This is a genomic window from Neorhizobium alkalisoli (genome assembly GCF_002968635.1).
GTDB classification, from domain to species: Bacteria; Pseudomonadota; Alphaproteobacteria; order Rhizobiales; family Rhizobiaceae; genus Neorhizobium; species Neorhizobium alkalisoli.
Genome location: NZ_PVBN01000012.1, coordinates 37,651 through 51,244 on the forward strand (window position 1 = coordinate 37,651; position 13,594 = coordinate 51,244).

General features: G+C 62.9%; 9 protein-coding genes and 1 pseudogene. 4 read left to right on the plus strand and 6 right to left on the minus strand.

The window, feature by feature from the left end; all coding sequences use genetic code 11:
- Positions 1–79: 79 nt before the first annotated feature.
- The 4 genes and pseudogenes from mutT to C5L13_RS22575 all read right to left on the minus strand — a co-directional run bounded on the left by mutT (position 80) and on the right by C5L13_RS22575 (position 3,467).
- The gene (gene mutT, locus C5L13_RS22560; RefSeq protein WP_105385521.1) at positions 80–493 is read right to left on the minus strand and encodes an 8-oxo-dGTP diphosphatase MutT; all 414 of its coding nucleotides are present in this window, start codon (positions 491–493) and stop codon (positions 80–82) included.
- Positions 490–1,309: pseudogene (locus C5L13_RS22565) on the minus strand (GNAT family N-acetyltransferase). The gene mutT and the pseudogene C5L13_RS22565 overlap by 4 nt, the downstream one beginning before the upstream one ends.
- On the minus strand, positions 1,278–2,519 hold the full coding sequence (gene argJ, locus C5L13_RS22570) for a bifunctional glutamate N-acetyltransferase/amino-acid acetyltransferase ArgJ (RefSeq protein ID WP_105385523.1): 1,242 nt from the start codon (positions 2,517–2,519) through the stop codon (positions 1,278–1,280). The pseudogene C5L13_RS22565 and the gene argJ overlap by 32 nt, the downstream one beginning before the upstream one ends.
- Before the next feature lie 66 nt (positions 2,520–2,585).
- Positions 2,586–3,467 carry a peptidylprolyl isomerase gene (locus tag C5L13_RS22575; RefSeq protein WP_105385524.1) on the minus strand — a complete coding sequence of 294 codons (882 nt, stop codon included), beginning with the start codon at positions 3,465–3,467 and terminating at the stop codon, positions 2,586–2,588.
- 247 nt (positions 3,468–3,714) lie between these two features.
- Here C5L13_RS22575 and secA point away from each other — a divergent pair, with 247 nt between their 5' ends.
- A complete protein-coding gene (gene secA / locus C5L13_RS22580) occupies positions 3,715–6,426 on the plus strand; it encodes a preprotein translocase subunit SecA (RefSeq protein WP_105385525.1) in 2,712 nt (903 codons plus the stop codon).
- 20 nt (positions 6,427–6,446) lie between these two features.
- Here the strand turns inward: secA and C5L13_RS22585 are convergent, their stop codons facing one another.
- Positions 6,447–7,364, minus strand: coding sequence for a LysR family transcriptional regulator (locus tag C5L13_RS22585; protein WP_105385526.1), 918 nt, complete (start codon positions 7,362–7,364; stop codon positions 6,447–6,449).
- Between the two features lie 148 nt (positions 7,365–7,512).
- On the opposite strand from C5L13_RS22585, the gene C5L13_RS22590 reads away from it, so the two are divergent.
- The 3 genes from C5L13_RS22590 (at position 7,513) to C5L13_RS22600 (ending at position 11,764) form a co-directional block, all read left to right on the plus strand.
- Positions 7,513–8,958 (plus strand): MFS transporter, encoded by a 1,446-nt coding sequence (locus C5L13_RS22590; protein WP_105385666.1) that lies wholly within the window; start codon positions 7,513–7,515, stop codon positions 8,956–8,958.
- Between the two features lie 113 nt (positions 8,959–9,071).
- The gene (locus C5L13_RS22595; protein ID WP_105385527.1) at positions 9,072–10,484 is read left to right on the plus strand and encodes a lipopolysaccharide biosynthesis protein; all 1,413 of its coding nucleotides are present in this window, start codon (positions 9,072–9,074) and stop codon (positions 10,482–10,484) included.
- 2 nt (positions 10,485–10,486) lie between these two features.
- Positions 10,487–11,764, plus strand: coding sequence for a GNAT family N-acetyltransferase (locus C5L13_RS22600; protein ID WP_105385528.1), 1,278 nt, complete (start codon positions 10,487–10,489; stop codon positions 11,762–11,764).
- On the opposite strand, the gene C5L13_RS22605 is transcribed toward C5L13_RS22600, so the two are convergent.
- Positions 11,765–13,399: an AMP-binding protein gene (locus tag C5L13_RS22605; RefSeq protein WP_105385529.1), complete on the minus strand. Its 1,635-nt coding sequence runs from the start codon at positions 13,397–13,399 to the stop codon at positions 11,765–11,767.
- Positions 13,400–13,594 lie beyond the last annotated feature (195 nt).

Sequence of the window (13,594 nt, forward strand, 5' to 3'; positions counted from 1 at the left end):
TTGGTGAGCCCCAAAGGTGCCACAATCGGCTAAACGAACCCTTAACGCAGAATGAATTCGATTCTTCTAATTTTAATGATCAAAGCAGGTCTTGAAGGATCGGTATCAACGGCTCGTCGGCAGGCGGCATGGGGTAATCCCGCAATGCGTTCGGCCGCACCCATTTGATCGCCTGCCCTTCCCTGCCGACCGGAATTCCCTCGTAACGCCGGCAGATATAAAGCGGCATCAGAAGGTGGAAGGTCTCGTAGGTATGGCTGGCGAAGGTGAGCGGTGCCAGGCACGGGATCTTCGTCGTGATGCCAAGCTCTTCGTCGAGTTCGCGCACCAGCGTCTCTTCCGGCGTTTCGCCCGGCTCCACCTTGCCGCCTGGAAATTCCCAAAGGCCTGCCAGAGCCTTGCCCTCGGGACGCTGTGCGAGCAGGATCCGCCCGTCGGTATCGATCAGGGCACAGGCGGCAACCAGCAGGAGCTTGCGAGGAACCTCGTTCATGCCGGTACCTCCCGCCGCCAGTAGCGGTATTCATAGGCCTTGCGGAAGCCGAACCTGCGATAGAGCGCAAGCGCCGGCGCGTTGTCGGCAACGACCTGCAGCCAGGCCGAACGCGCGCCGCTGATGCGTGCCCAGCGCAGTGCCGAGGAGAGAATTTCCGTGCCGATCCCCTCTCGCCGATGTGCTTCAGCGACGGCAAAGGAAATAATCCCGGCCAGATCGTTGTCCTGCACGCAGAGCGCCATCGCGATCGGTCCGTCGATGGCACTCTCTTTGAGGAAGAAGCCCGACGGCGGCTTGATGGCCGAGAGAATTTCCGCCATCGCCGGCTTCAGCACGGCATCCTCGCCGTTGACCGCAAGCGTCGCATCGATGAACCGGCCGACGTCGTGGCTCGGCAGGTAGTCGAGCGTATCGGGCAGTTCCAGTGCCGTAAGATCGACGGTCAGCACGTCGACCGTTTCGAAGGACTGCCACCCTTCGGCCTCGAGGTGGTCGAGCAACAGGGGTGGCGCCAGCGGCGTCTCGCGGACGATAAGAGGCCGGCCATAGCTTTCGAACCGCTTGCGCGCCTTCTGAAGCCGCGTCGCCATGTCCCGATGATCGGAAGGGTCGAGCGGTACGATGCAGTTCAGACGCTTGGAGGGATGGCCGCCGGTGAGCCTCACCTGCCAGCTTCCGTCATAAACGACGGACGCCGCCGGCCAGGCCCGGAAGCCTACGGCTTCGAGGCGTCGCACCAGCGGCAGGTCGCCTTGCGGAGATGATGACTGTATCAATCCTGTCAGCTCCGATAGTCGCCGTTGATGGCGACATATTCCTTGGTCAGATCGCAGGTCCAGACGGTCGCCCTGCCGTTGCCGAGACCGATGTCGACCCTCACCGGGATGTCTTCCTCTTTCATGACCGCCGTGGTGGCGGCTTCCGAATAGGCAGGATCGCGCTCGCCGTCCACGGCCACCCGCACATCGCCGAACCAGATCGCCAGGCGGTCACGGTCGGCCATCTCGCCGGATTTACCGACCGCCATGACGATGCGGCCCCAGTTGGCATCCTCGCCGGCGATCGCCGTCTTGACCAGGGGGGAATTGGCGATCGAAAGCGCAATCTTTTTGGCCGCCGCATCGCTCTCGGCGCCGGTCACGGTGATTTCGACCATCTTGCGGGCGCCCTCGCCGTCGCGCACCACCTGCAGGGCAAGATCCTTGAGCAGATCGTTGAGCGCGGCACGAAAACCTTCGAGGCGGACATCGTCGGCGCTCTCGACACGCGCCTGACCGTCCTCAGCCGCGGCACCGGTCGCAAACAGCATCAGTGTGTCGGAGGTGGAGGTGTCGCTGTCGACGGTGACCGAATTGAAGCTGGGGCCGACTCCGGCCGAGAGCAGCGTCTGAAGCACCGGCGCGGCGATATCCGCATCGGTCGCCACGAAGGACAGCATGGTCGCCATGTCGGGAGCGATCATGCCTGCACCCTTGGCGATACCGTTGATCGTCACCTTCACGCCGCCGATCTCGGCGGTGCGGGTCGCCACCTTCGGATAGGTGTCGGTGGTCATGATCGCCTTGGCTGCCTCGATCCAGAAGTCACCGGACGCCTGGCCGTGCATGTCGCCGAGGACCCCGGCAAACTTCGTGGCATCCAGCGGTTCGCCGATCACGCCGGTCGAGGCGAGATAGACTTGTGTTTCGTCGCAACCCACGGCTTCTGCGGCCGACTTGGCCGTGAGTGCGGTCGCAGCCTTGCCTTTCACGCCGGTAAACGCATTGGCATTGCCGGAATTGACCACCACGGCACGCGCGGCGCCGTGCGGCAGATTGGCGCGGCAGAAATCGACCGGAGCCGAAGGGCATTTGGAACGGGTGAAGACCCCCGCCACGGAAGCCGGCTTGTCGAAAACCATCAGAAGCACGTCGGTGCGGTTCTTGTACTTGATGCCGGCGGCGGCAGTCGCCATGCGCAGACCGCGCAGTGCGGGCATATCTGGATAGGATTTCGGAGCGAGCGGAGAAACGGAAGCGGACATCTAAATAACCTGGCTCAATAAGGAAAGGCCCGGAAAATCCGGGCCTCAGGGTGGCTCTTTGGACGGTTACTGCTGTACAGGAACAGCCGGCGCCTCGCCCGCTTCCCGCATCTTGTTGACGTCGTCGTAGCCCTTCTTGAGGGCTTCATCCACGATCTCGACCTTCTGGTCGGTCTTGGCCTTCTCGATCAGCGCCACATACTTGTCGCGCATGACGAGCTGACGGACCTGATCCTCGACCTGATCGAGACCCGGAGGCGGAGCGTCGCGCTTGTCCTCGAGCTTGATGACATGGAAGCCGAACTGCGACTGAACCGGGGTCTTGGTATAGGCACCCTTTTCGAGAGCGAACGCGGCTTCCTCGAATTCCGGCACCATGCGGCCGCGGCCGAACCAGCCGAGGTCACCACCTTCGTCCTTGTTGGAATCCTGCGACTTTTCCTTGGCGATCGCGGCGAAGTCCTTGCCCTTGTCGAGATCGGCGATCACTGCCTTTGCCTCGTCCTCGGTCTTCACGAGAATGTGGCGGGCATGTATCTCTTCCTGCTTCGGAATGCCCGCGATTTCCTTGTCGTAGCGGGCTTTCACCTCATCTGCGGTGACCGCATCGATGACATGCTTGCGGAAATAGGCATTGTGGAGTTCACGGTCGCCGATATAGGCCATCCGCTTCTTGAAATCTTCGGTATCCTTGACGCCTTCGGCAATCGCGCCGGAGGCCAGAAGCTTGACGTCAATGGCGCCCGAAAGAGCCGCGACCTTCTTCTGCTCATCCGGAAGCTGGGCGAGCTGCGGGTCGAGATTCTGGATTGCGAGGTCGAGCTCCGACTGACGGATTTCCAGGCTGCCCACCTTGGCGACGACGGCGTCGTCCGCCGAAAATGCCGGGGCCTGGGCGAAGATCGCAGCGGCGAGCGCGGCCGTTACGAGGAATTTGTGGCGCAACATCGATTTACCTTTCAATAGGGCGCCGGCTTCAGAACGTCTGAATCCGGCCGGAAAACCTTCACAAACACCGGATTGTGGCCATTCTGTATCGGCCGCCACCGTTGACATAATTCGACCCCCCTCTTATCTGTCACGCAACTTCGCGTCCAGAGAGTTTCCGGGCGTGGCGGGTCATTTTGCCGTCATCAAACGACAACGGCAGCACGGCTCGCCGTCCCGAGAACTGAGATCAGAAAGGACCATTCGTATGGTCAGCCTTGGCGGCATTGCCCGCAAATTGTTCGGTTCAGCAAACGACCGCCGCCTGCGCGGCTACCAGCCGAACATAGACGCCATCAATGCGATCGAAGAAAAGACCAAGGCTCTCTCCGACGGGCAGCTGGCAGCCCAGACCGCGGAGTTCAAGAAACTGCTCGCCGAGGGCAAGACGCTCGACGACATCCTCATCCCGGCCTTCGCCGTCGTGCGCGAAGCGTCCCGCCGCGTCCTCGGCATGCGCCCCTTCGACGTGCAGCTGATGGGCGGCATGATCCTTCACGACGGCGCCATCGCCGAAATGAAGACCGGCGAAGGCAAGACGCTGGTGGCAACCCTGCCCGTCTACCTCAATGCGCTCTCCGGCAAGGGCGTCCACGTGGTGACAGTCAACGACTACCTCGCCCGCCGCGATGCGATGACGATGGGCAAGCTCTACGGCTTCCTCGGCCTGACTACCGGCGTCATCGTCCATGGCTTGAGCGACGAGGAGCGTCACGCAGCCTATGCCTGCGATATCACCTACGCCACCAACAACGAACTCGGCTTCGACTATCTGCGCGACAACATGAAATACGAGCGTAGCCAGATGGTGCAGCGCGGCCACAACTATGCGATCGTCGACGAAGTGGACTCGATCCTGGTCGACGAGGCGCGTACGCCGCTCATCATTTCCGGTCCACTCGACGACCGCTCCGAACTCTACAACACGATCGACGCCTTCATTCCATTGCTCTCGCCGGAAGATTACGAGATCGACGAGAAGCAACGGTCAGCCAACTTCTCGGAAGGCGGCACCGAAAAGCTCGAGAACCTGCTTCGTCAGGCGGGTCTTCTGAAGGGCGAAAGCCTCTATGACGTCGAGAACGTCGCCATCGTTCACCACATCAACAACGCGTTGAAGGCCCACAAGCTCTTTACCCGCGACAAGGACTACATCGTCCGCAACGACGAGATCGTCATCATCGACGAGTTCACGGGCCGCATGATGCCCGGCCGCCGTTATTCGGAAGGCCAGCACCAGGCGCTCGAAGCCAAGGAAAAGGTACAGATCCAGCCGGAGAACCAGACGCTCTCCTCGATCACCTTCCAGAACTATTTCCGCATGTACGGGAAGCTCGCCGGCATGACCGGCACGGCTTCGACGGAAGCGGAGGAATTCGGCAACATCTACAAGCTCGAAGTGGTCGAAGTGCCGACCAACATGCCGATCCAGCGTATCGACGAGGACGACGAGGTCTACCGGAGCTTCGATGAGAAGTTCAAGGCGATCATCGCGGAGATCAAGGATGCCCACGAGCGCGGTCAACCGGTCCTCGTCGGCACCACCTCGATCGAAAAGTCCGAACTGCTGGCAACCATGCTCCGCCAGTCCGGCTTCGAGAACTTCCAGGTTCTGAACGCCCGCTACCATGAACAGGAAGCCTATATCGTCAGCCAGGCCGGCGTGCCGGGTGCGGTGACGATCGCCACCAACATGGCCGGCCGCGGTACCGACATCCAGCTCGGCGGCAATATCGACATGCGTCTCGAGCGGGAACTCGCGGAGATCGAGGACGAAGCGGAGCGCAACGCCAAGGAAGCCGCGATCCGCGAGGAAGTGAAGCATCTCAAGGAAAAGGCGCTCGCCGCCGGCGGTCTCTACGTCATCGCCACCGAACGCCACGAAAGCCGCCGCATCGACAACCAGCTGCGCGGCCGTTCCGGCCGTCAGGGCGACCCCGGCCGCTCGAAATTCTACTTGTCGCTCCAGGACGACCTGATGCGCATCTTCGGCTCCGACCGCATGGAAGGCATGCTGCAGAAGCTCGGTCTGAAGGAAGGCGAGGCGATCGTCCACCCCTGGATCAACAAGGCGCTCGAACGTGCCCAGAAGAAGGTCGAAGCCCGCAACTTCGATATCCGCAAGAACCTTCTGAAATATGACGACGTCACCAACGACCAGCGCAAGGTGATCTTCGAGCAGCGCCTCGAGATGATGGATTCCGAGGACGTTTCGGAAGTGGTCGAAGAGATGCGCACCGAGGTCATCGAGGTTCTCGTCGCCAAGCACATCCCCGAGCGCGCCTATGCCGAACAGTGGAATGCGCCGGGGCTGCGCGAGGATGTGGAACGCCAGCTCAACCTGGATCTTCCGATCGAGGATTGGGTCCAGGAGGAAGGCATCGGCGAGGATGACATCCGCGAGCGCATCACCGAGGCGGCAAACAAGGCTAACGCCGATCGCCGCGAACGCTTCGGCGCCGATATCATGAATTACGTGGAGCGGTCCGTGCTGCTCCAGACGCTCGACCACCTGTGGCGCGAGCATATCGTCAACCTCGACCATCTGCGCTCGGTCATCGGTTTCCGCGGTTATGCCCAGCGCGATCCGCTGCAGGAATACAAGGCCGAGGCCTTCGAACTCTTCCAGGCACTGCTCGCAAACCTGCGCGAGGCGGTAACGGCCCAAATGATGCGCGTCGAACTCGTGCAGAACCCTGAGCCGCCGGCACCACCGCCGGTCTTCGAAGGACATCACATCGACCCGACAACGGGCGAAGACCAGTTCACCGGCCAGGACGGCGAAAACTTCATCGCCGCTGCGCAGGACCGCCATCCGGAAGACCAGTCCACCTGGGGCAAGGTCGGCCGCAACGAAGCCTGCCCCTGTGGCTCGGGCAAGAAATACAAACACTGCCACGGCGCCTTCGAACAGGTCTGAGACTTAAGGTAAGTCGATGCTCAGGCTTCGGCGCGCTCTTCCTGCGCCGAGGCCGCACAGACATCCCGGACGCAGCCGCGCAGCCATCGATGGGCGGGATCGGCATCCATCCGGGGATGCCAGAGCAGCGATACCGTTATCTCCGGCATCGGAACTGGAAGCGGGAAGCTGAACAGCCCCTTCCGCAGGTTGCCGGTGTGGCGATCAGGAACTGTGGCGATCAGGTCCGAGGCTCCCGCCAGGGCCAGCGCAGCGGAAAAGCCGCCGACGACCGTGACGATCTCCCGCCTGGACCCCAGGGCCTCGAGAGCCTCGTCGAACGGGCCTTTGTCGAACCCCCGCCGTGACACCAGCACGTGCCTGCCCGCCGCGTAGCGGGAAAGCGTCATCTCGCCGAGGCTCAGCGGATGGCCGATCCGCACCACGCCGACGAAACGATCGCGGAACAAGGCCTGCACGCGCACCTCCGGACCGGTCGCCTCCCCCACCACGCCCGTTTCCAAATCGACCGTGCCATCACGCAAAGGGTCACTGTCCTTGTCCGGCTTCGGTATGAAACGCAGCTGGACGCCGGGAGCCTGCTCTCCGGCCAATGTAATAAGCCGCGGCCCGAAATTCTCGACGAAGCCGTCGCTGGTGCGCAGCGTGAATGTCCGGACGAACCTCTTGAGATCGAGGCTTTCGGCAGGCCGCAGCACCGCTTCGGCATCCTGCACGAGCTGGCCGACCCGTTCGCGCAGTTCGAGCGCTCGGGGCGTCGGCACCAGGCCGCGCCCGGCTCTGACCAGAAGCGGATCGCCCGTCGTTTCGCGCAGCCGCGCCAGTGCCCGGCTCATGGCGGATGGACTGAGCCGCAGGCGTTTGGCAGCGCGTGCGACGCTGCCTTCGGCAAGCAGCACATCAAGGGTGACAAGCAGGTTGAAATCTGGATGCGACATGCGTCGAGGATAGCATAGAGGTGGCCGCATGACATGGCGTTGAATGCATGAATTTAATGCAAATAATGCGTCTTCCGCCATGTCAGGAAAGCACGTTACGTTTCATTGGGCTGATCGCCGAACGGAGCTTGTGACAATGCAGATCAACATGAAACCAGACCTCGCGGCGACCGCAAGCAGCGGGGAATTGCGTTCGGCCCGCGGCGCACTCGCGGCCATTTCCCTTTCCATGTTGCTCTCCTCGCTCGGAACGAGCATCGCCAATGTCGGCCTCCCGGCCATGGCGTCCTCGTTCGGCGCCTCCTTTCAGGAGGTCCAATGGGTCGTGCTGGCCTACCTCCTCGCCATCACCGTCCTCATCGTCGGTGTCGGGCGGCTCGGCGATATTGTCGGTCGGCGGCGGTTGCTGCTCGTCGGACTTGCGTTATTCATGCTCGCCTCCATCGCCTGCGGCGGTGCGCCGACCCTCGGGATACTTATCGCAGCCCGGACGGCACAGGGCCTTGCAGCGGCCATCATGATGGCGCTCGCCATGGCGGTTGTCGCGGAAATCGTACCGAAGGAAAGAGCCGGGAGCGCCATGGGGTTGCTCGGAACCATGTCGGCAGTGGGCACGGCCCTTGGACCGTCGCTCGGAGGTGTTCTGATCGCGGCAAGCGGATGGCGGGCGATCTTCCTGATCAGCGTCCCGCTCGCGGCGCTCGCCTTTGTTCTCGCCTGTCGATATCTGCCCTCCCCCGGGCCGGCAACGAACCGTCACGACAAGCCACAATTGGACATCCTGGGGACGGCGCTGCTGGCACTGACGCTTTCAGCCTATGCACTTGCCACCACGCTTGGACGCGGCAGCTTCGGCCCTCTGAATGCAGCGCTGCTGGCGGCGGCGATCGTGGGGTTTTGTGTGTTTCTATTCGCCGAAACCAGAACGGCATCGCCCTTGATCCGGCCGGCCATGCTGCGCGATCCGTCGTTGGCCGCCGGCCTTGCCATGAGCACACTCGTCTCGACAGTGATCATGGCCACCCTTGTTGTCGGCCCGTTCTACCTTTCCCGATCGCTCGGGCTCGATGCGGCTCTTGTCGGGCTCGCCATGTCGACCGGACCCGTAGTCTCAGCGCTGACCGGCTGGCCGGCCGGCCGCATGATGGACCGCTTTGGCTCTCCCCGCGCGACGTTTGTCGGCCTCCTGGCAATGATGTCGGGCTCCCTCGCCCTCGCGATGCTGCCGAGGACGTTCGGGATAGGAGCATATGTCACGCCCCTCGCCGTCATGACGGCCGGCTATGCTCTCTTCCAGGCTGCCAACAACACGGCTGTCATGGCGGATATCCAGCCGCATGAGCGAGGCTTGGCTTCGGGCCTGCTGAACCTCTCGCGCAACCTCGGCCTCACCACCGGCGCATCCGTCATGGGCGCCATATTCGCGGTGGCGTCGGGAGCGAGCGATGTGACCGTGGCGTCCGCCGATGCGATTGCCATCGGGATGCACTCCGCTTTCGCCACGGCGGCCGGATTGATCGCCGTCGCACTCGCAGTCGCGGCGGCAAGGCATGCGGCCGCAAGCCGTCCCGCTTCACCCGCAAGAACGCCCTGACTTATCGAATGAAACCGAGCTTTTTAACCATCCGGCGAACCCTTTCTTAACCCTGCTGTGGCAACACTTTCGCAATTGTTCCCCGTCGTCGCTACGAGTATTGCGTGCCCATCATGGCGGTCATCGAAACAGCGGAGAGATTGCTGCCGCCAGGCCTGCGCGCCCGGCTTCATCCGCTGACGCGCAAGCTGGAAACGATCCTCACCGACGACGACGAGACGGCACGCGCCCAGCGCCGGGCGCTGATCGCATTCGTCATCCGCATCTTCAGCGCAGCGATCGCCTTCATCTCGCAGATCATCCTTGCCCGCCTGATGGGCGAGTTCGAATACGGCATCTTCGCCTTCGTCTGGGTTGTCGTCGTGCTCGCCGGCAACCTCTCCTGCCTAGGCTTCCACACCTCCGTGATCCGTTTCCTGCACCAGCACAAGGCCCGCGGCGAAGTGGAAACCGTACGCGGCCTCAATCTGGCCGTCCGTCTGGTGGCCTTCGCCTCGGCGAGCTTCATCGGCGCCGTCGGCCTCGTTTTTCTGCAGGTCTTTGACGACCGGCTCGAGGCCTATTACCTGGTGCCGATCTCGCTTGCCTTCTTCACCATGCCGATGATCGCGCTCGGAGACGTGCTGGACGGCACGGCGCGTTCGAACGGCTGGACGGTGACGGCGCTGAGCCCCACCTATCTGATCCGGCCGACCCTGATCCTCGTCTTCATGCTGGCTGCACTCTGGTTCGGCGCTCCGCGCACCGCCGTGACCGCCATGGAAGCGGCTCTTGCCGCAACCTATGTGACGACACTCCTGCAGCTTCTGCGCCTGACCCTCCGCCTGCGCCACCTCTACGGGATCGGTCCCAGGCGTTTCGAAATGGGCGCCTGGTTCCGCTATTCGCTGCCGCTCTTTCTGGTGGACGGCATCGGTTTCCTCCTGACCAATGCGGACGTCGTGGTCGTCGGCCTCTATCTGCCGCCTGACCAGGTGGGCATCTACTACGCGGCCGCCAAGACGATCGTGCTCGTCCAGTTCGTCTATTTCTCCATCAAGGCCGCCGCCGGCCCCCGTTTCTCGGCCATCATGGCGGAGAAGGACATGACGGCGCTCGCAGCCTTTGCCGGGCAGATGGCTCGCTGGAGTTTCTGGCCGTCACTTGCCGTCGGTCTCTTGGCGCTTGCGGCCGGCGAGCTGCTGCTCTCGCTCTTCGGCAGCGCCTTCACCGCCGGTTACTGGCTGATGGCGATCCTCTTTGCCGGCATCCTCGCCAAATCGATGATCGGGCCTGGCGAGGTGCTGCTCAGCATGGCGGGACACCAGAACCTCTGCGTCCTGCTCTATGCCGTCACCCTTACGGCCAGCATCGGCCTCAACATCGCTCTCATTCCCCATTTCGGCCTTGTCGGCGCCGCGACCGCAACGGCATCGGCAATGATGATCGAGGCGGTGTTGCTGCATATCGCGGTACGTCGCACCCTCGGCATCGTGCTCTTCGCCTTTGCCGAGCCCATGCCCTCCGTTCCTTCAAAGGCTTCCTGACCATGGCTCAACCACCGATCAGCGGCGAATTCGAGGGCAATGGCGGCGGGCATTTTCCGCCTATCCAGCGGTTCCGCACCGAGCGCCCGGACGCCGACGCGCGGCTGCCGATAGGGCGGTCGGGCCGCGAACTCTGCCTCTATCCGGCAGCCTTCGGCTACGATCTCCAGGAGGAGCTGGAATTCCTCTCCAATCGGGCCATGGAGCCCAATATCTTCTTCTCGGCAAGATTGCTGGCGCCCGCCATGCCTCGTGTCGAGGACAAGCAGGTCCGCCTGGCGCTGATCCGCGATGAAAGCGGGGCGCGCAGCCGCCTCAGACTGCTGATGCCCTTCACCATCGAAAAACCCGGCTTCTCGATGGGGGCATCGATCATCCGCACCTGGGCCAATCCCTTCGGCCCGCTCGGCACTCCGCTCGTCGATGCCGAAGATGCCGCCGAAACGATCGACAATCTCTTCGAGGCGCTGACCCTCCGGGAGGCACGGCTTCCCGGCGTGCTGGTGTTGCCGGACGTACGCCTCAATGGCCATTTCGCTCAGCTTGCCAAGGCCGTCGCGATCGGCCGCAACCTGCCGGTGGCGGTCACCGATCCGTTCCGGCGGCCGATGCTGGAGAGCCTGCTCGATGGCGAGGCCTATCTGAAACACGCGGTATCTCCGCATCATTTCCGTGAGATGCGCCGCGTCTGGCGCAATCTCGCAGCCCGCGGCACCCTTGCCTATTCGGTCGCCCGTCAGCCGGAGGAGGTCCGGCTGCGGATGGAGGAATTCCTGCTGCTCGAGGCGAAAGGCTGGAAGGGTCGCCGACGCTCCGCCCTCATCAATGACCGCTTCCGCTCGGCTTTTGCCCGCGAGGCGATCACCAATCTTGCCGAAGTCGATGCGGTGCGCATCCACACGGTCGATTTCGACGGCCGCGCCATCGCCTCGCTCGTCGTCTTCCTCATGGCTGGCGAAGCCTATACCTGGAAAACGGCCTACGACGAGAATCTCTCCTCCTATTCGCCCGGCAAGCTTCTGATGATGAAGCTGACGGAATGGCATCTGGAAGACGCCAACATCACCCGCACCGACAGCTGCGCCGTGCCTGATCATCCGATCATGAGCCGCTTTTGGGAGGAGCGTGAGGAGATGGGTACGCTGGTGATCGGGCTCAACCAGAACGGCGACCGCGACGTGCGCCAGGTGGCAGCGCAGCTCCACCTTTACCGCAACACCCGCAACATGGCCCGCATCCTCAGGGAAAAGATCCTGTCGATCGCCGGCCGCTCGGAATAATCACTCCGCGGCCGCTTTTTCACGAAGCAGACGGCGGATGACCTTGCCGCTGGTGGTCAGTGGAATCTCGTCCACAAAGGCGACCTCGCGCGGATATTCGTGCATGGAAAGCCGCGTCTTCACCCATTCGCGGATCTCAGCCGCCAGTTCTGGGCTCGGATCGTAGCCGGGTGCGACGACGATATAGGCCTTGACGATTTCCGTGCGGATCGGATCCGGCTTGCCGACGACCGCCGCCAGACGAACGGCGGGGTGCCCGCCCAGACAGTCCTCGATCTCGCTCGGGCCGATGCGGTAGCCGGAGGAGGTGATGATGTCGTCGTCGCGGCCGATGAACTCCACATACCCGTCCTCGTCCCGGCGGCCAAGATCGCCCGTCGCCAGCCAGTCCCCGACGAACTTGGATTGCGTCGCCGCCTCGTCGTTCCAATAGCCGAGGAACATCACCGGGTCCGGCCGGCGGATGGCGATCTGTCCAGTCTGCCCTGCGGAACGCTCGATACCCTTTTCATCGATGACGCCGACGATATGTCCCGGCACCGGGCGCCCGATCGCACCGCCGCGCGACACTCCGAGATGGGCGGCCGAGGAGAGAACGAAATTGCATTCGGTCTGACCGTAGAACTCGTTGACGGTGAGCCCGATCGCCGATTTGGCCCAGTCGTAGGTCTCCCGGCCAAGCGCCTCGCCGGCCGAAGCGATCGTGCGCAGCTTCAGATCGTATTTCGCCCGCGGTCTCTCGACCGCCTTCAGAAGACGCAGAGCGGTCGGCGGGATGAAGGCATTGCGGACATCCATCTCCGCCATGATCCGGAAAGCCATGTCGGCGTCGAATTTCTGGGCCGGCGAGGAGACGACGGGAATGCCGAGCATCAGCGCCGGCATCAGCACGTTGAGGAGGCCCCCTGCCCAGGCCCAGTCGGACGGCGTCCAGATCCGGTCGCCCGCCTGCGGCGCAAATTCATGCGCCAGCTGAAAACCGGGAATATGACCGGCCAGCACCCGATGTCCGTGGAGCGCCGCCTTCGGCGGTCCCGTCGTACCGGAGGTGAAGATCATCAGCGCCGGATCGTCAGGACCGGTCGCCGCAACTTCAAAAACCGGCGGGTGGGCCGAGATCAGTCCATCGAGCGAAACCAGTCCAGCCTGCGGCGCGACGTCCGGCGTCACGACGACATGCTTCAGATCCGGCAGCCGTTCGCGCAGTTCAACAAGGCGCGAAAGGCCGAAAGCGTTGGTGACGACCGCCGTCGTACCGGACACCCTCAGACGATATTCGAGTGCCTCGGCGCCGAAGAGCAGGGCAAGCGGCAGCGCGATCGCGCCCATCTTGTAGATCGCCACATGTGCGATCACCGTCTCGAAGCTCTGCGGCAGGAGAAGCGCGATGCGGTCGCCGGCTTTCAGGCCGAGCGAAACGAAAGCGTTGGCAAGCGAGGCAGAGCGCGCCGAAAGTTCGCCATAGGTCAGAGAAAGATGCGCGCCATCGGGGTTGAAATGCTGCAGGCAGATGCGGTCCGGGTGTTTCGCCGCCCAGTCATCGCTGACCACCTCGCCCATGTTGAACCTTGGCGGGATGTCCCAGGCGAAATTGCGATAGATCTCCTCATAGGAGGCGCCGGCAGGCAGTTTCATGTGCAGTGCTTCTCATTTTGCTGCACCAGCTAACATCTTCGAAGTTTGAAATACAAGAGGGGCCACAAGCGGCCAGACGCAGGCTTCGCAGGCAAACCGGCGTCGCGCCATCTCGCCGGGAGACGGAAATGGAAAATCCCAGCCATCCAATAGGCACTTCAATCTTGCAAGACGCCACAGCCTCGTGATAGAGCG